Source organism: Paenibacillus sp. FSL H7-0714 (assembly GCF_038003765.1).
In the GTDB taxonomy this organism is placed as follows: Bacteria; Bacillota; Bacilli; order Paenibacillales; family Paenibacillaceae; genus Paenibacillus_AQ.
Map to the genome: position 1 here is coordinate 4393953 of NZ_JBBOPT010000001.1, position 18688 is coordinate 4412640.

An 18688-nucleotide genomic window follows, 5' to 3' on the forward strand; every position below is an offset into this window, starting at 1 on the left:
TCGCATTGTTGTTAGCGCTTACATTTACAATATAAACAATTGACCCAATCGTAAATATGTCATTCTCGCTTGTCAAAAATTACGTGTTGTAGTGCGGGAATAACCGCGTCACAACGCTATGTGGGCATCATAACAGTATGTCATTCTTGTGCTTTCTCGTTGATCATTTCGTTGTATTACCATGCTCACCTGCACACAGGGCAGTGTATGTAAATCTCCACAACATGTGTTTTTTTTGCGTAGTACAACTCAATTCACACATAATCTAACGTTTGTTGACTAATAAATCATGTTTGTTATCTGGATGATAATCGCATTGCTCTTATACAATGAACTTGCGTAAAGCGGTTTCAAGAGCGTGTCAATTTACAAATGACTTACATGAAGGAGTGAACGAGATGAGCGCAAAACCTGAACAACTGAAGCGTAGAAAGCGCTTTACTTGGAGGAAACAAGATTTTGAATTAACACTATTAGCCATTCCCACAACGATTTGGTACATTCTGTTCTGTTACTTACCCATGTTCGGCATTATCATCGCTTTCAAGCAGTTCAAAATTTCTGGGGGCTTTATTAGCAATGTAGTAAATAGTCCTTGGGTCGGTTTTAAAAACTTCGAATTTTTATTTAAATCCAATGATGCCTGGATTATTATCCGCAATACGATTGGGTATAACATCATTTTTATTATTACGGGCATCGTACTCCCAGTGTTGTTCGCGATCATGATTGGATTACTCCATAATCGCAAAGCCAGCAAAGTGTATCAAACGATGATGTTCCTCCCTTATTTCCTCTCTTGGGTCGTCATCTCTGCAGTCGGTTGGGCATTCTTCAGCTTTGACAAAGGGATCCTGAATCAATTTCTCGGTAACATCGGACATGATCCCGTGAATTGGTACATGCAGCCTGAGTATTGGCCTTACATTCTCGTTCTATTAAATATATGGAAAGGTATCGGCTATGGCATGATTATCTATCTCGCTACCATTACAGCGATCGATAGTTCGTATTATGAAGCCGCTGTCATTGATGGAGCCTCAATTTGGCAACAGACTCGATTCATCACACTACCTTTACTCAAACTGGTGATCGTGATGATGTTCATCCTGTCGGTCGGACGGATATTCTATACCGACTTCGGTCTCTTCTTCCAGGTCACGCGTGATTCTAACTCCTTATATAATGTGGCCACGACCGTTGATGTCCTCGTCTATAAGCAACTGAAAAGCGCAACGATCGGTATGGCATCTGCTGCTGCATTTGTTCAATCCGTTTTGGGATGTATTACGATTCTGTCCGCCAACTGGATTGTGAAGAAGATTGATCCAGATAGCGCAATGATTTAGGAGGTAAGAACATGGCAACAAAAACCTATGAATCCGGGCTTGATAAGTTTAATCGAACAAGTAAAGGAATTAACATCCTATTTAACTCCATTTTTCTGGTCATCGCACTTGCCTGTGTTGTGCCCGTTATCGTCGTATTATCGATTTCATTAACCAATGAATCTTATATCCGAGACGTTGGCTACAGTATCTTTCCAGCCGATTTTTCTTTTGAAGCTTACAGTTTTATTGCTAAGCAAGGAAAGATGATTCTACGTGCTCTAGGCACCTCGACCCTTGTCACTGTAGTAGGTACTGTACTTGGCGTCCTTCTTACAACATCGATGGGTTATGTTATTTCACGCCCGTCTTACAAGTTAAAAAGCTTTCTGACTTGGATCGTATTCATTCCGATGGTTTTCAATGGTGGTCTCGTATCCAGTTATTTCATCAATGCAAACTTACTAGGGCTGAAGGATAGTTTCTGGGCTCTGATCTTACCGCTTGCAGTCTCATCCTTTAACGTCATTATTTGTAAAACCTTTTTCACAAGCACGATTCCAGATGGTGTAATCGAATCGGCAGAAATTGATGGTGCTAATCAAATTAGGATCTTCTTCTCGATCATATTGCCTATATCGCTACCTGTTCTCGCAACGATAGGATTGTTCCTATGCTTCAACTATTGGAACGACTGGTTCCAATCCATGTTGTATATTGATAACCCGAATCTCTACTCGTTACAGGCGTTGCTTAACAATCTAATGACCAATGCCGATGCACTTGCCAGAAATGCTTCAAGTATGGGCGTTAGTTCTGCAGAGCTCATCGCGAAAATGCCTAAAGAGTCCGCGCGTATGGCGGTCGCCATCCTCATCATCTTGCCTGTTGCTTGTGCATATCCATTCTTCCAGAGATATTTCATTTCTGGTCTGACAGTCGGCGCAGTCAAAGGCTAAATTACGAAGTAAGCCAAATTTATACTGGTTTATGATATAGCAAACAACCAATCCATAGGGGGAGTTAAAGTGAAGAAAATCTTCAAGATTGCCTCAACACTCTGTATTCTGACATTAATGGGATCCGCCTTAGCAGCATGCGGTAGTTCCAACAACTCGGCTTCATCGACGAATGAACCATCAAACAACTCTACATCAACAGAAGCAGCAGGTAAAAAGGATATTCCGACCCTGGTATGGTGGCAGATCGGTAATACGCCACTTCCTGCGAACTTTAGTAAAGCAATTGACAAGATGAATGAATATACTGCGGAGAAAATCGGGGTAAAAGTCGATCTTCGTGTGGCCAGCTGGGGCGAATGGGATACGAAGATGAACACCATTGTGAACACAGGTGAGCCGTTCGACATGATGTTCACGAATAACACGAAGTACAGTAAACAAGTCGCGATGGGAGCTCTTACGGACATCACGGATTTAGTCCAAAGCGAAGCCCCTGATCTGTACAAATCCATTCCGTCCGAAGTATGGGATGGCACAAAAATTGGCGGGAAATACTACGCAGTACCAACCTATAAAGACTCATCTGTTTCTCAATATTGGAGCTATGATGACAAGCTCGTACAGAAATACAACATCGATTACCAGAACATTACATCGATGCAAGATTTAGATAAGCCACTTCATGATATAAAAGCTGGTGAAGGAAAAAGCTTCTACCCACTACGACTTATTCAAAGTGAAGCCTTCTCCGGAATGTTCAATAACTATGATGATTTAACGCTAGGATTCTTCCCTGTAGGTGTAAAAGTAGATGATCCTTCTCGCAAGGTGATCTCTGTTTTCGAACAGCCTGATGTCATGGCAAATTTGAAATTGCTTCATAAATGGTATCAGGATGGAATCATCAACCCAGATGCTCCAACCAAAACAGAAAAAGAAAAATATAACCCATTTGGTACGCAACAAGCCTTCCCAGGTGCAGAGATCGCGATGCAAATCAATGCGGGCGTAGAAAAATTTGTTATGAACAAAACATTTGGTCCTCTTTATACGACAAGTACAATTCAAGGCTCCTTAAACGCAATCTCTGCGAATTCCAAGTACAAAAATGAAGCTTTGAAATATCTGCAATTAGTAAACACAGATTCAAAGCTCCGTAATATGCTAGCATTTGGTGAAGAAGGCGTTGATTTCAAATATGTAGATGGTAAAGATAACGTTATCGAGCGCACATCGGATACATGGCCGCTAGCTGCTTACTCACAAGGTACCTTCTTCAATATGGCTATAACCAAAGGCGCACCTGAAGATCAATGGGACCAAGTGAAGAAATTAAATGAACAAGCTGTAGCCTCCACTGTTCTAGGCTTCGCACTCGATATCAGCGAAATTCAGACAGAAGTTGCGAACGCACAATCTACATTTGATAAATATAAATACGAATTGCTAACAGGTGCTTCTGACCCAGAGAAGATTGTACCAAAAATGTTAGACGAATTGAAAAAAGCCGGACTGGATAAAATAATTCAAAAAGCGCAGGAAGAAATCGATAATTATTTCAAGTAAGCCATACACCAATACGACACATGGTATAGTTTGACAACTATACCATGTGCTTTTGTTGTAGAATAGGCAAGTTGTAATTGATTATATAGATCTTTTTGTACTATATTCAATTACAACCAACATGTATTGAGGTGCCACATGAATACGTTTCTACGCATTAAAATTTATCGTAGTAAATTTTGGACCTATGTGATATTCATTCTGTTAATCGGACTGACGTTAGGAGCACTAACCAGTGCCATCGTCATCAATCAGTCCGTTGGTAATGCCCGCATCGAGGCTGCAAATGCCTTTTCTCGCACAGAGAACAACTTACAGAATGACGCAGATCGTATTGAAGCTTATATGCAGCGTATTTATTCAAATCAAGATTTGATGAACGATGCTAGCTATTTTCTAAGTCCAACCATTGATGAGTATCTTACTAAACGATTAAAGAACAGTACATTCAATCAACGACCGCTTATCTCTTTTCCTGAAGATGTGAAAACTTATCTGTACAATTGGGCGCAAGGAGATATTACACAAATTAGTGTTCATACAGTGAAGCAAGGCAATGTTATAGACTTTAATAGTAATGGCATTCCCCACTTCCAGTTTGGTCTATCCAATGATGATCTTATGTTTACTGAGAATAATCAACGGGGGTTTGTATATCGCAAAAAATTGCTTCAGCTTGCGGAGGGTTCCGCCGAAATTCGCTTTCAAATTAGCAGTGAGCGAATTTTTAGCATCGTTAATAATTATCAGCTTGGCCATGCAGCAGCGATTAATGAATCAGGAGAAGTGTATCTGATTGGCAACGACAATACAATGTCTGAGCAGATCATTCAGCAGGCCATTGCCAATAAAAATACGCATGGTGTAATACTAAAAAACTGGATGTCTCCCATTTTCTATGTCACTTTTCCATCTACCAAATTTAATTATAAGTTTGTTAGCACCATTGAATTAAAGGTATTGGTTCAGCAGCATGCGTCTACGCTTATTTTATTATTTCTAGTTATTTTAACAGCCATGACCTGTGTTCTTTTACTCGTTGTCTATAACCTGCGAGATGACGCACGATTCCTGCACCGTATTATTCAGTCTATAAAACGCGTGAAGACAGCGAACTTCACTCCAAACAAACCTGCACGCTATCGTCGAAATGAATATGGTATGATTGCACGTGAAGTGGATGACATGATTCACAAGTTAGATAAACATATTCGTAATGAATATTTGCTAAAATTGAAACAGCAAGAAGCTGAAATGAAAGCGCTACAGCATCAAATTAATCCTCATTTTCTATATAACACCTTGGAGGTCATTCGTTCTACCGCATTAGTCAATCAAGATGCGCATACAGCCGATGCGATTGCTACCTTAGGTGCCCTTTATCGTGAAATGGTAAAAAAAGAGAACATTATCTCTATTGGAAGCGAGTTAGAGCTACTCGAAAAATATTTAAAAATTATGGAGTTCAAGTATCCTGACCACTTTTATTACCAAATTGATATGGAAGATTCGTTACTCGATGTACCCACCATTAAATTTTGGATGCAGCCTTTGGCGGAGAACTTTTTCATTCATGGCTTTGACAAAGAGAAAGAATTTAATTTATTTGTCGTCAAGGGTAGCGAAGATGAGCATTACTACAGATTGGAATTTATTGATAACGGGGTGTGGATTGAGGAAGAACGCTTAGCCGATATACGACGAATACTGTCTAGTAAACATGAAATATCGACCAAGAGTATTGGTTTATATAATGTTTATGCAAGATTAAGCTTTTACTATGATGAAGGTTTTTCAATGCACATTGAGAACAATGATGAAGCAGGCGTAAGGATTTCTGTACAGATTTCTAAAGAGGTGACTAGAGATGTACAAACTTTTAATCGTTGATGACGAGCCACAAATTTTAGAAGGCATGAAACGAATTCTAGATTGGAAGCACTATGGATTTGATTATGTCGAAACCTGTGTTTCGACGGATGCTGCTGTATCCAGAGCCGTACAATTAATTCCTGATATCGCTATTTTTGATGTATGTATTGGTAAAAATCTTGGTTATGATGCCATTCGACAACTCAATGAAGTTCAACTTCCTACGAAATATATAATTATGAGCGGGTATAGTGATTTTAGCTACGCTCAACAGGCTATCCGATGTGGGGTCAAAGATTATTTATTAAAGCCATTAGAGAAAGAAAAGCTCCAGCAAGTTATCGAGAAAATAATTGTTGACGATCTTCATGGTAGCATTGGGGATCCACAGACGAGCACTGCCCACTTGGATCCAGTCATGGGTGTTCCTTACGATTCGTTATCGAAGCTAGTAAATCGCATTTTGCTCATGGTCAGAGAAGATTTTAATCAGAATATTACCTTAAAATCTGTCGCCGATCGTTTTCAAATGAATAGCACCTATCTCGGGCAATTGTTCATTAAAGAAACGAATATGAAGCTTTCCGAATATTTAATGCTGTATCGCATGCAACGTGCTAAAGAGCTTATCCAGACCACGAATGAGAAAATCCATTGGATCGCATGTTCAGTCGGATATAATAATATGAATTATTTCTACACACATTTCCATAGCTATTACGGAAAATCTCCTTCCGATCTGCGCTAAAAAAGTTAGACAACGATTTGCTACCAAGAACGAGTCAAGGAGATGCATGTCATGTATAAACGTTGGTTTATCTTTGGCCTTTTTCTATTACTAATCATTCAATTAATCGGTTGCACCAAACATACAGAGGCTCCAATATCTAATAATGAAACGCCCGTTAACCTTATTTATTATACGATCGGCGAGCCGGACAATGATCTACGTAAGGTGAATGACAAAATAAATGAAGTCCTTTTGCGTAAAATCGGCATTACGATCACCTATAACAAAATTGGCTGGCAAGAATACGATAGCCGATTAAATACAATTATTTCATCCGATACCCCCTTTGATATTGCCTTTGCGCCGGATTACTCTACGTATGCAAAACAGGGAAAGTGGTTGAAGCTGAATGACTATTTAATGAACCAAGGCAAGGACATGTATAATGCAATTGATCCAATGTTCTGGAAAGGTGTCCGTTTACCTGATGGCAGCATTTACGGCATACCGACGAATAAAGAATTAGCCGTAGTTGAGCATTGGATGTATCCCGCTGATCTTGTAAAGAAATATCACATTGATATTACGAAATACAACACGCTAGAATCGCTAGAGCCACTGTTACGTATGATTCAAATAAATGAGCCCGATTACTTGCCCATGGAATTTAACCGGGATGCTCATAATTTCTTTAAGATGTATGGATATGAATATATAACGAACTATAAAATTCCATTAATGATTCAATCGACACAATCAAATGCTTCGATCGTCAATATTTTCGAAACGGATGAAGCCAAACAAATTTTAAAGACCGTTCGACGATACTATCAACTTGGTTTCATTAATAAAGATGCTGCGCTGCGTGAACCAAGTTCACTTCAACGCGGGTTGAAAGTTTTCTGGAAATCCGCAAGCGGAGGCCCGCTATCCGAGAGTGTTTGGAGTAAGGATCTGGGCTATCAAGTGGTCGCTCATCCGGTAACACAAGAAGTGGCAACGACAGAATCCGTTCTTGGTGGCATGATGACTGTAAATGCAAATACGAAGCATCCGGAGGAAAGTATTAAATTTCTAAATTTATTAAATACCGATCCCGAATTACGTAATTTATTCAACTATGGGATCGAAGGAGTCCATTACAATTTAAACAAAGTGGGCCAGGTTGTCCTCGTTTCACCAAATTATACTGGGATACAGTATACACAAGGCAATTGGTTTATCTTAAAAACACTTGGTGGAAAATATCCTGATCCGCTAGATAAATGGGAACAATACAGAGCGTACAATGCTAAAGTGGTGGAATCTAAAGTACTCGGCTTTAATCCAGACCTTTCCTCGCTATCTGAGCAAGTCGATGAGATCGAAATCGTCTGGAATAAATATTATCCGATTCTCATGACCGGCAGCGTCGATGTAGACACCTTTCTGCCCAAATTCAATCAAGAGTTGCACGAAGCAGGTATTGACGACGTACGCAAAGCCATTCAAGCGCAGTTAAATACTTGGCAGAAGCATCATTCCAAGTAAGGTGAGGTTAGCATCTTTAACCGATGCTGAAGAACTTTCTAGACTAACGAATTGGTTGCTATTTCCGCTTAAACAGTGAAGAGAACGACAGATTGTGGAAAAGCGGAGCGGTGACGTTAATCCTAGATAAAATCAAAGCTGTCCCAAGTAGCCATTTCTATGGCTTTTGGGACAGCCTCTTTTTCACATCCATATTCATCAAATATTCTACGGATACAGGACCATTCCACCATCAGCAAATATCGTAACTCCCGTCACATAGCTTGCTTCTTGAGACAGTAACCAAGCTACAGGTGCAGCAATTTGTTCCGGTGTTCCAATTTGACGTGAAGGAATTTTGTTCAATATTTGTTCAGTAATCTGCGGATCACTGAGTAATTTACCGTTCATAGGCGTATCAATCGCTCCAGGAGCAACGGCATTAATCCGAATTCCTCGATCGGCATATTCACGTGCTAATGATTCAGTTAGTAGCTTTAACCCACCTTTGGACGAAGCATAATGTACATATTGAGGCTTAGGAATCTGTTGATGCACGCTCGATACATTCACAATACTTCCCTGCATATCTTTCTTCAGGAGATATTTAATCGTTTCTTGGCACCCTAGGAATGTTCCGCGCAGATTCACATCCATGATCCGATTCCACTCATCTATAGGTAATTGCTCCGATGGATATTGAGACTGTACCCCTGCATTATTAACAATTCCATGTAATGTTCCGAAATGACCTACCGCCACATCAACTAATTTATTGGCGGTATCCACTTGTCCTACATCACCTTGGCACGCAACAGCTTGCCCGCCTGAGGCTTCAATGAGCGCAATCGCTTCCTCGGCTAAAGCTTTACTTTGATCACTCGTAAAATTGATAACGACTTTACATTTTTCTTTGCCCAAGCGAAGCGCGATCCCTCTACCAATGCCTTGCGCTGCACCTGTGACAATAAATACCTTTCCCTGTAAATCGTCAAACATAGGAACATCTCCTTACACTACGTCGTATGACTTCCATTCATCGAGCTACTCCATGATAATTTCAATGCAAATGACTTTGTCTGCTGCGCCTTGATCACAATGGCTTCACCACGTTGGATCGATTCCTGTAACCCCGCTTCATGTGAAGCCGAATTTGGTTCTACACCCATGACATAACAGGCCCCGTAGAATGGATAGTCTTGAAGACCATTAAATTCTTGCCACAACCACAGGTTTGGCATCGTGTCTACATCCCATTCTACACGAACACGTAAATCCATTTTATCATTTATAATCGTATAGCATCCCATCGTCAACTCTTTTAGAATCGCAAAATCTGTAGCCTTTCCTGAAGGGACATGTCCTAGATCACAACCCATATCTTCGATCGGCCATGAAAATACACCTTTTTTCAAACGAGATAATTCCGAATCCCGCTCATACGATTCGACCGATCTCGCAGGTGCTTCAAGCCGTGTTCCAGGTCCAATGAATGGCGCACCGAACGCGATATGCTGTCCCCATTCGGCATACAAAGCTTGCTGCCCCTGATTCGTAACGGATTCCTTCAACTCAATGCACTGCTCTACTTGGTCTATCGTTACATTTCGCTCCATCGCAAAAGGTGATTTATAGAGTAGTGTGGAGAATATAATCTGAACCTTTGTATCCGTTACTTCTCCGAGCTTATATGTCCAGGGTACCTGACAAGCCTCGCCGTGAAAATTATGCATAACTCCATAGTTATAGCTATCATCCCCTGCATTGGGGAATAAAATTTGCCAGCCCCCCGGGTAGCTTTGTAACCAGCGCTCCTTGGACGTATGACAGAAATCGATGCGATTCCCTAGCTTGGAGATTCCCCAAGGGCTTTCCCATAATATATTCGTACGATCAATACAAATTTTATAGATATCTCCACCTTTCTCTGGCAGAAACTCTACGATTAATCCGTCTCCCACGACCTGTAACACGTCCATGTGACCAGGGTTTGAAATCGTTTGAATGTCCATATTACAGGATCCCGAACTTCTCAAATACCTCGGAAACTTTCATCCCCTTCAAAATATGCTCACGAACCATATTCTCTCCGTTCACCTTCTCGAATGCTTTTGCAATGACTTCATCCTCGACATCCTTCGGAACGACAACAATACCATCTATATCTCCGAAAATAAGATCACCTGGCTGTATCTGTACGTCACCAATTTTGATCGGTACATCAAAATCAATCACCTCATTGCGGGCATAAGAATCGGTTGGACGCGTCCCTTTTACAAACACAGGGAAGCCTAGTTGTTTGATTTTCTTTACATCACGGCACAGGCCATCAATAACAGCACCTCTACCTCCAGCCACTCTCGTAGCTGCGGACATTAACTCACCGAAGAAGGCAGAGCGCTCGGAACCCCCGACATCACCAACAAAAACTTCACCAGGCTGCATACCATCTAGCACTTCAATTTGCTTTTTATAGGCTTGAGCCGGTTTTCGATAGACGTCTGCTACTTGGACTGTTTTGGCGTAACCGCATACGACCATATCCGGGTCTAGGGGACGAATATGCTGTGGTAATGCCTGATTACGTAGCTCTAGACTATCCAAAATATCAGATATGACAGCAGAATATAGTTTTTCTTGCAATTGATCTAAATAGGCTTGATTTTTCATAAGATTCATCCCTTTTCTATAATATTTATGCTCTTATTCTTGTTCAACTTGACGCATAATGGCACGCATATAACCTAACGCATACGCCATCCCCGCATGCCAAGGCGCATCACAAGTCATTAGTGGCGTATGGTCGGGTATAAGTACACCTGTAAACTGATGCTTCTTCAATACACGTAATGCTTTCAACATATCAATATCACCTTCATCGACAAAAACCTCTGTGTAATGAGGCACCTTCCCTTTAACATTACGAAAATGAACATATGAAATTTTATCCTGTGAAGCATATTGATCAATCGCTTCATACACATCTCCACTCACCATTTCTTGAATAGAGCCCATACAGAACTCAATCGAATTACTTTGGCTAGGAACAAGGTCTATCATTTTCTGATATTTATCAGGCTCATTCACTAATCGAGCATGCTGACGGATTTGCGGCATCGGCGGATCATCTGGATGTAATGCTAATTTAACCCCAGCTTCTTCCGCAACAGGTAGAACACGTTCTAGAAAATAGGCCAAACGATCCCATATTTCTTGCTCCGAGGTTGGTGGGAGATATCCCTTATCTAACAAACTCGCGTCATACGTCATATTCCACACCTGGCCCAGTGGGATTGGATGATTTAACTCATTGCTGTCAGGAAGAAACGTCGATGTTAGCGCTCCTCCTCGTGCAGATGGCTTTTGAATATGTCCCCACACACCAGCAATACTGAAGTTATATCCAATTACAGGAATCCCTGCTCGACCTACATTCCGGATGATCTGCTTAATCTGTTCAATTTGTTCGTCTCGTTTTGGGCCAGCAAGTAACACATCATACCAATCCGATGGATTAAAATTTTCAATCGCTGCGAATTCAAGTCCTTCTTGATTGAGCTCTTCTTTTAATTTCACAAGATTCTCATATTCCCAGATTGGGTCATTTAAGCGTGCTACACCATAATTTCGTTGCCCATCTGTTGAAGGAAGTCCCTCATCATCAATATCTCCATAATAATTTACGAGATGGACAACAACCGCCTCACAGCCTGCCTGTTTCGCAAATCGATAATAATCTGTATGTAACATATGACGATATAAACCAATACCTAATCGCATTTCTTTTGCTCCTTTACATGCTTGGTTAGATCATCCAATCTAAAATCTGAAATATCAGTTTAAACAAGCATAAACGACTACGTCGTCCTTTTAAGAACGAATAGCGTTTGTGCAGGAAATACCAGTCAGTTTAGATAGCCCCACCATTCTCTTCTATTAGAAACATCATGTGTTTCTTACTCTTCTCCAAGTGCGACACGAGTAAATGAGTCGCTTGTTCCAGGCGATCTTGCTTTATTTCCTCAATAATCTGCTCGTGCTCTAGCAAACCTTCATTAGATCGATCGAAGTTCTGGAAATGAAATATACGTGAAATATACAGAAAGCTATTTAAGAGCTCATATTGATTTAGAATTAACTGATTATGGCTCATCGTCACAATAGCTTTATGAAACAGAACATCTGCTTCTAGAAATTGTTCATACAAAAATTGGGGACTATTCAGATGGGTACTTGCACGCTCCACAAACTCTGTTAATTTCGTAACAAGATGCTCACGATCTTCCTGCGATAGGTGTTCTATGCACCATTTCTCAATCATGATGCGAGCATCCATCACTTCAGCGATTCGCCCACTCGTTAATTGACTCACATAGGTACCTGACCGTGATACGACTTCAATAAGTCCATCATTCGCCAATCGATGGATCGCAAGCTTCACAGGAGTTTTACTAACCCCCATCTTCTCACTTAAATCATTGAGATCCAGTCGTGCACCACCTTTATATTCCCGCGTAAGGATTTGATTCTTCAAAATTTGGTACACTTGCTCATTTAAATCTAGTCGTTCAATTTTTACATTCATAGGACAACTCCAATTGATTCAAGTTCAAACTGAAATATCAGATATTAGATTTAAGTTTATTATAAGATGCATCTTACAGAAATTCAATACTTAATTGCAGACTTTCGAATGTGTGCGCCATGCCTTCGGCGTTACACCAATTAATTTCTTGAAGACCGTCGCGAAATGTTGGCTCGTCTTAAACCCAAGCTCCATAGCAACATCCGTTATGCTCACCTTCGATTCCTCTAACATACGACAAGCACAGTCCATTCGAATCCGATCCATAAACGCTGTTGGTGATTGTCCGTTCATTTCACGAAATATACGGTAAAAGTGCGACTCACTTAAACCAATCTCCGACGCAAGCTGTCCTATCGTATAGCGTTCAGATGGATTCTGTTCCAGTCTTGTCTTAAGCTCCAGCGTATACGCGTGCATATCATGCGACTGCGCTTTGAGTGGAGTGTTATGCAAAATGCGTTGTAGAATTTCCAGAACTCCATGACGAATCTGAAATTCCACAAGCTCTGTATCCTGCTGGTTAATTAACTGTTGGACCCTTTTGAAATAATCTACGATTTCCTTGCTAACCAACTGAATACGAGGACAGCGATGTATCCATTGTGCAAATACTTGGCGTTCAGCATCATCCAGTCCGAACCAATGACCATGCTGCAGCGGATCACGAACGATGATCCACCAGATCCTACATGGCCCAATATAATCAAAACTAGCACGGTGACGTTCACCAGGTCGTGTATAAATGATATGCTGTGCGCTCGTTGGGTGAAATTGTCCATTAACTTCCCACACTGCGGTTCCTTGCTCCATATATACAAACTCATAAGCATCTTCGTGCACGTGATTTGTCAAAGGCATGGCTCTACTGAAATGGTCGTATCCCAGAAGGATCAGATCTTTAACATGGGCTGCAGGACCCTCTTCCCAATCGATTAAATATACCCAGCGTTCACTCTTTATAGCGTCTGTCATCGTATACACGCTGCCTCTCTTTTGATCACATTAGCTTACTCCGAATCGTATTTTTGCTCATTTATGTTTCTGATCCTATTAGATACAAATTGAAAAGTCAAATGATATAAATTGTTTTAAACTGAAAGCGTAAACACGAATAAGGAGTGATAAACGTGCCACACAGCACACCACAGATCCATGTTGTATTCAAGACACATTTAGATATCGGATATACCGATCTCGCTAAACATGTTACTGATCGTTATATGAAACTATTTTTCCCAAGTGCGATCACAACAGCACAGTACTTTGATGAACATCCTGATCAAGGTTCTTTTATTTGGACAACGGGTTCTTGGTTAATTCATCACTTACTCAAACATGGAACAACCGAGGAGAAACAGCAAGTAGAGGAAGCTATTGCAAAAGGCTATTTAAGATGGCATGGCCTCCCTTTCACGACCTATACCGAATTATACGATGCCGAGCTTCTAGATTACGGTATTCAAATGGCCACACGTCTTGACCAACGCTTTGGTATCCACACCATTGCAGCCAAAATGACGGATGTCCCTGGTCATACACGTGCGCTGATTACACATATGGCCAAGGCGGGTATGAAGTATCTTCATTTAGGTGTAAACCCATCAAGCCATGTTCCTCATGTTCCTGAGATGTTTTTGTGGAGAAATCCAGATGGTTCTGAAATCGTCGTTCAATATAGTAAAGATTATGGAACAACCTTCGAAACAGAAGGCTTGAATGATGTTTTATACTTTGCTCATACGCATGATAATCATGGTCCTTCCACCGTTGAACAAATTAAAGCGGAATTCACTCAACTTCGTGAGGCATATCCACATGCGGATATCAGAGCATCCACGTTGGATCAATATGCGGAGAAGGTATGGGCCATTCGTGATACGTTACCGATCGTCGAAGAAGAGATTGGGGATAGCTGGATCCATGGATCTTCGACTGATCCCTACAAATTAGCTTGTTATCGTGAACTACTTCGCTTAAAGAGTAAATGGCTACTAGAAGGATCTCTTGCTGCAGCCAACGAGGAATATCACAACTTCTGCGATGAATTAATTATGATTCCTGAGCATACGTGGGGTGTAGATATTAAGCGTTATCTGGCAGATTACATTCATTATGATAAGGAAGATTTTCAGCAAGCACGAGCTCGAGACAAGGTTGATGTGAACTTAAACCCACTTGAATATCGTTTTTACGAAAAAAATTCACGCGCTGAAATGATCGAGATGTTCGGCGTGGAAGCCGTGGAGAAGCTTAGTGCCCGCTCATTTAGTCTCATGGAGCAGTCTTGGCAAGAGCAAAGGGAATATTTAGAAAATGCCGTATCTACTCTGGGCGTAAAACGTCAGATCGAAGCACGAGCTGCTCTAGCCGCATTACGACCGGTTCGTCCACAGATTGCTAATGCGGATGCGACAATCCTGTACACGGATCAATCCTATACTTTAGGAGACTTTGAGGTCGTGTTTGAGGATAACGGTTCTATTATCAGTTTGCTAGACCAACGTAATCGAGAGTGGGCTGGGCCGAACAACCCGATCGGATTATTCTCATATGAGACTTTCTCCCAAGCGGATTATGATCGTTGGTACTGTGAATATCACGTGCGATGGAAAAATACGCATGTATGGGCAACCGGAGATTTCGGGAAACCAGGTATGGATCTGACGAAAGAATGGATAATGCATACCGTGACGAAGCCCAAACTATTATCCTTGCAAGCATTATGTGGAGAAGAACAGGATGTTGTCCTTGCTACGTTAAAGATGCCTAGAGCAGCTAGTGAAGGAATGGGTGCTCCACGAGAGTTGACCATCGAATATATATTTAAGAAGCACACTGCTACCGTAGAATGTAAGCTTCAATGGTTCCATAAGGATGCATATCGCCTCCCAGAAGCAGCATGGATGAGCTTCAATCCGATCGTCAATAATCCAAATCAATGGAAGCTTGATAAAATCGGACAACTCACTTCCCCACTAGACGTTGTTAAAGGGGGAAATCGCAATCTGCATGCGGTAGATCAGGGCATGTATTATGCGGCAGCGGACGGTCAAGTGGATATCACGACATTAGATGCCGCGCTCGTATCTCCTGGAGAACCACGGCTTGTGCAATTTGATCATACATTTGCTTCACTTACTGGAGGAATGCATGTCAATTTACACAACAATGTCTGGGGTACAAATTTCCAGGCTTGGTACGAAGAAGATGCGTTATTCCGCTTCAAGCTGAAATTCCAATCTCATCTTTAATCATAAAATACCTGAGAGGAGCTTTACAATGAACACCCACAAACCATGGAAAATTTACGTCATTCAACATTCCCATACGGATGTTGGCTATACAGAACGTCAAGAGAAAATCCGGCAGTATCATGTCAATTACATTCGGCAAGCGTTACAAATTGTACGTGACATCGAAAGCGGTGCTCGCCTAGATTGGAAGGGCTACAAATGGGTATGCGAAACGTTCTGGCCTGTTGAATCCTTCCTCTTAAAAGCGACACCAACAGAAAAAGAAGAATTCGCGCAAGCGGTACAAAAAGGCTATATCGGTCTATCTGGAACCTATCTCAATTTCGGCGAGCAATTAAATCAAGAGATGCTCTCCGTCATGATTCAACGGATTACTGACTATGGTCAATCGATTCAATTCCCCGTACGTTCTGCTATGACTGCAGACATCACTGGCTTTGGTTGGGGATATAGTCAAGTCTTGGCCGATGCTGGTATCGAGAATTTAATAACCTGTATTCATACACATCACTCCATGTTTCCATTATGGAAGAAACAAATTCCATTCTGGTGGGAAACACCAAAAGGTGATCGAATTCTAACGTGGAGTGGCGAGCATTATATGTTCGGAAATGACCTCGGCTTGATTCCTGGTATAGGAGGTTCCTATACGATTCGTGATGAGCATGACGTGCGAAAAGGCGTGTCCTTGGAAGTCGCTGAAGCGCGGTTTGATCGATATTTAGAGCAATTAGTTGAAGATGGCTATACCTTCCCGTTAGTACCTGTCATGGTATCTGGGCTCCCTACAGATAATGGCTCACCGAATGCCGCATTAATGGATTTTGTAAACCATTGGAATGCGTTGCATGGTGATCGGATCTTGATTCAACCAGCGACACTGGATGATTTCTTTACAGATTTAAGAGCATATGCGAACGAGCATCCGGATGAGATCGAGACTTTTCGAGGAGATTGGCCGGATTGGTGGACAGATGGCTCAGCTACTACTCCGATGCATGTTCAGATCTTCCGAGAGGCGCAACGCGTGTACACGAAAGTGAAGCAATTAGATCCTACCCGTGAGATTGTTGACCAAGTGCGGCTTGAGGCGATTGAATACGAGTTGGCTTTATTTGCTGAACATACATGGGGATACCATTCCTCTGTGACAGAACCTTGGAACCCATTCGTACAAGAGCTGGGCTGTCGTAAAGAAGCTTATGCCGCAAATGCGAGTTCACTTGCCCATACCGCATTATACGATATCCTTGAGGCACAAGGAGATGCACTATTAGGACCAGATCGTCCTATGAAATTTGAATTGTATAACCCAAGTGAATTTATACAAACCGATTATGCCCAGTTAATTATGGAGGGCTGGTACATTACAGAGCTGAAAAATGGCTTTGAAGTGATCGATGAAGTGACTGGAACCGTCTACGAAGCTCAAATGGTGACGGGACACCGCGGGGTCGTCATTACAATTCCAGTAACTTTGCAGCCTAATCAAAAGGTACAATTGACGATTAAGGCAATCGAAGAGCATCCGCCCGTAACAGCATATCGAACAGATTATGTTGGATCCGATCGCATGCTGGATATTATTCCTCCGGTTCCACCGAAGCTACATGTGACGCCTAAATTTATCGAGTCACCTTTCGTTCGAATCGAATGGGAACTCGGGGCAGGGATTACGAAGTGGTTTGACAAGAGCAGTCAACAAGATTTACTGCGGTCTGATCGTAATCACAATGCATTCTCCCCTGTCTACAACGTAACAGAAGCACCTAATGAATTTGGCATGTATGATGTACGCCGTAAGATGGGACGTAATCGTAGAGGCGCTGATGCAATAACCTCTGTCGGAGCATTAGTTGATGTCAATATCGTTGAAAAGGGTGCCCTTTATGGAAAAGTTCAATTGACATATCGCGTGAATGGTTGCAGTCACTATTCCTTACTCGTCACCGTATACGGTGATCGCGCACGTGCTGATGTAGCCGTACGCATGCATAAGGAAAGTGTATGGGATCCAGAAAATGTGTACATTTCACTTCCGTTTGGGAGTGCTCCCGCTGCTGGGCAAGATGCGCTGTGGATAGAAAAGACAGGCGCAGCCTTACGTCCACGAATTGATCAATTGCCTGGATCCTTAGCAGATTTCTATTGTGTCGATGAAGGTGTAGCTTTTGTCCGTGACACACGTGGTGTTGCCATTGCGATGCCAGATACACCTCTCATCCAACTCGGCTCCTTAGACTATGAGGATCGACTATTGAGCGGACACCCTGGACTCGCGCATGATCCAGCCCATCTCTACTCATGGCCCATGAATAATTATTGGGAAACGAACTTTAAGGCGACACTAGGTGGATTCTATGAATTCCGTTACTACATCGCTTGGGGGGATGAGCTTAATACGTCAGAAGTAGCATTAGAGGCTTGTAAGAGTATGAACGCGGGTATCCTTGCATGGAGAACAAGTAAGTAAGAGAATAATCATATTATCAGTTAGACGAATCACAAAGTCTTCCTCGAGAAGTACGGATTGAATAAGATTTGGAAGCATTTTAGACTTTCACATGAGGTCGCCTCTTTCTGTTACAGAGTCATTTGATGGTACAAATGATTCCACAAAAAAAGGCGTCCTTTTTGCTATGCTGTGATGTAATTTATTGGTTAATCAGCAGGGATGTTTTTATATAAATGTTCATTCTTTAGTAACCTCTGTAGAAAATAATAAATCTATTAAATCTCTTGCGTATACCCAACGTTAACTCTTAGTCCACCTGAGAAGTCAGGATAGAGAGAATCAGCCCATTCATAGACTTCTCGGGTAGAGTCCAATATTTTATTTGCTTCCTTGTAATGCTCATTAATCCATTCGATATCCATTC

At 41.6% G+C, this 18688-nt stretch carries 15 protein-coding genes; 8 read left to right on the forward strand and 7 right to left on the reverse strand.

The window, feature by feature from the left end:
• The first annotated feature begins 398 nt into the window (after window positions 1-398).
• The 6 genes from NST34_RS19575 (at window position 399) to NST34_RS19600 (ending at window position 7988) form a co-directional block, all read left to right on the forward strand.
• Window positions 399-1349: an ABC transporter permease gene (locus tag NST34_RS19575; protein ID WP_076286258.1), complete on the forward strand. Its 951-nt coding sequence runs from the start codon at window positions 399-401 to the stop codon at window positions 1347-1349.
• A gap of 11 nt (window positions 1350-1360) precedes the next feature.
• Entirely contained in the window at window positions 1361-2287 is a 927-nt protein-coding gene (locus NST34_RS19580; protein ID WP_076286259.1) for a carbohydrate ABC transporter permease, read from the forward strand.
• 69 nt (window positions 2288-2356) lie between these two features.
• The gene (locus NST34_RS19585; protein ID WP_076286260.1) at window positions 2357-3856 is read left to right on the forward strand and encodes an ABC transporter substrate-binding protein; all 1500 of its coding nucleotides are present in this window, start codon (window positions 2357-2359) and stop codon (window positions 3854-3856) included.
• A 138-nt stretch (window positions 3857-3994) separates the two neighbouring features.
• Window positions 3995-5746 carry a sensor histidine kinase gene (locus NST34_RS19590; RefSeq protein WP_076286261.1) on the forward strand — a complete coding sequence of 584 codons (1752 nt, stop codon included), beginning with the start codon at window positions 3995-3997 and terminating at the stop codon, window positions 5744-5746.
• A complete protein-coding gene (locus NST34_RS19595) occupies window positions 5724-6476 on the forward strand; it encodes a response regulator transcription factor (protein WP_076286262.1) in 753 nt (250 codons plus the stop codon). Before NST34_RS19590 ends, NST34_RS19595 begins: the two co-directional genes overlap by 23 nt.
• A gap of 51 nt (window positions 6477-6527) precedes the next feature.
• Window positions 6528-7988: an ABC transporter substrate-binding protein gene (locus NST34_RS19600; RefSeq protein ID WP_341128609.1), complete on the forward strand. Its 1461-nt coding sequence runs from the start codon at window positions 6528-6530 to the stop codon at window positions 7986-7988.
• A 207-nt stretch (window positions 7989-8195) separates the two neighbouring features.
• On the opposite strand, the gene NST34_RS19605 is transcribed toward NST34_RS19600, so the two are convergent.
• The 6 genes from NST34_RS19605 to NST34_RS19630 all read right to left on the reverse strand — a co-directional run bounded on the left by NST34_RS19605 (window position 8196) and on the right by NST34_RS19630 (window position 13527).
• Window positions 8196-8966, reverse strand: coding sequence for a glucose 1-dehydrogenase (locus NST34_RS19605; protein ID WP_076286264.1), 771 nt, complete (start codon window positions 8964-8966; stop codon window positions 8196-8198).
• Window positions 8967-8983: 17 nt separating this feature from the next.
• A complete protein-coding gene (locus NST34_RS19610; protein ID WP_341128610.1) occupies window positions 8984-9979 on the reverse strand; it encodes a DUF4432 family protein in 996 nt (331 codons plus the stop codon).
• Between the two features lies 1 nt (window position 9980).
• The gene (locus NST34_RS19615) at window positions 9981-10637 is read right to left on the reverse strand and encodes an RraA family protein (protein ID WP_341128611.1); all 657 of its coding nucleotides are present in this window, start codon (window positions 10635-10637) and stop codon (window positions 9981-9983) included.
• A gap of 33 nt (window positions 10638-10670) precedes the next feature.
• Window positions 10671-11747, reverse strand: a complete 1077-nt coding sequence (locus NST34_RS19620) for a mannonate dehydratase (RefSeq protein ID WP_076300566.1) — start codon at window positions 11745-11747, stop codon at window positions 10671-10673.
• Window positions 11748-11877: 130 nt separating this feature from the next.
• Entirely contained in the window at window positions 11878-12552 is a 675-nt protein-coding gene (locus tag NST34_RS19625; RefSeq protein WP_076286268.1) for a GntR family transcriptional regulator, read from the reverse strand.
• 90 nt (window positions 12553-12642) lie between these two features.
• The gene (locus NST34_RS19630) at window positions 12643-13527 is read right to left on the reverse strand and encodes an AraC family transcriptional regulator (protein ID WP_076300565.1); all 885 of its coding nucleotides are present in this window, start codon (window positions 13525-13527) and stop codon (window positions 12643-12645) included.
• 155 nt (window positions 13528-13682) lie between these two features.
• Here NST34_RS19630 and NST34_RS19635 point away from each other — a divergent pair, with 155 nt between their 5' ends.
• Window positions 13683-15806: a DUF5054 domain-containing protein gene (locus tag NST34_RS19635; protein WP_341128612.1), complete on the forward strand. Its 2124-nt coding sequence runs from the start codon at window positions 13683-13685 to the stop codon at window positions 15804-15806.
• Window positions 15807-15834: 28 nt separating this feature from the next.
• Window positions 15835-18282, forward strand: a complete 2448-nt coding sequence (locus NST34_RS19640) for a glycoside hydrolase family 38 N-terminal domain-containing protein (protein WP_341128613.1) — start codon at window positions 15835-15837, stop codon at window positions 18280-18282.
• A 257-nt stretch (window positions 18283-18539) separates the two neighbouring features.
• Here the strand turns inward: NST34_RS19640 and NST34_RS19645 are convergent, their stop codons facing one another.
• On the reverse strand, window positions 18540-18686 hold the full coding sequence (locus NST34_RS19645) for a hypothetical protein (RefSeq protein ID WP_179085846.1): 147 nt from the start codon (window positions 18684-18686) through the stop codon (window positions 18540-18542).
• Window positions 18687-18688 lie beyond the last annotated feature (2 nt).

Excerpts from the sequence above, each read along its gene's own strand:
- NST34_RS19580 (WP_076286259.1), top strand. The coding sequence starts at position 1,361 with ATGGCAACAAAAACCTATGAATCCGGGCTTGATAAGTTTAATCGAACA.
- NST34_RS19630 (WP_076300565.1), bottom strand. The coding sequence starts at position 13,527 with ATGACAGACGCTATAAAGAGTGAACGCTGGGTATATTTAATCGATTGG.
- NST34_RS19620 (WP_076300566.1), bottom strand. The coding sequence starts at position 11,747 with ATGCGATTAGGTATTGGTTTATATCGTCATATGTTACATACAGATTAT.
- NST34_RS19610 (WP_341128610.1), bottom strand. The coding sequence starts at position 9,979 with ATGGACATTCAAACGATTTCAAACCCTGGTCACATGGACGTGTTACAG.
- NST34_RS19615 (WP_341128611.1), bottom strand. The coding sequence starts at position 10,637 with ATGAAAAATCAAGCCTATTTAGATCAATTGCAAGAAAAACTATATTCT.
- NST34_RS19640 (WP_341128613.1), top strand. The coding sequence starts at position 15,835 with ATGAACACCCACAAACCATGGAAAATTTACGTCATTCAACATTCCCAT.
- NST34_RS19595 (WP_076286262.1), top strand. The coding sequence starts at position 5,724 with ATGTACAAACTTTTAATCGTTGATGACGAGCCACAAATTTTAGAAGGC.
- NST34_RS19590 (WP_076286261.1), top strand. The coding sequence starts at position 3,995 with ATGAATACGTTTCTACGCATTAAAATTTATCGTAGTAAATTTTGGACC.
- NST34_RS19605 (WP_076286264.1), bottom strand. The coding sequence starts at position 8,966 with ATGTTTGACGATTTACAGGGAAAGGTATTTATTGTCACAGGTGCAGCG.
- NST34_RS19575 (WP_076286258.1), top strand. The coding sequence starts at position 399 with ATGAGCGCAAAACCTGAACAACTGAAGCGTAGAAAGCGCTTTACTTGG.
- NST34_RS19645 (WP_179085846.1), bottom strand. The coding sequence starts at position 18,686 with ATGGATATCGAATGGATTAATGAGCATTACAAGGAAGCAAATAAAATA.
- NST34_RS19625 (WP_076286268.1), bottom strand. The coding sequence starts at position 12,552 with ATGAATGTAAAAATTGAACGACTAGATTTAAATGAGCAAGTGTACCAA.
- NST34_RS19600 (WP_341128609.1), top strand. The coding sequence starts at position 6,528 with ATGTATAAACGTTGGTTTATCTTTGGCCTTTTTCTATTACTAATCATT.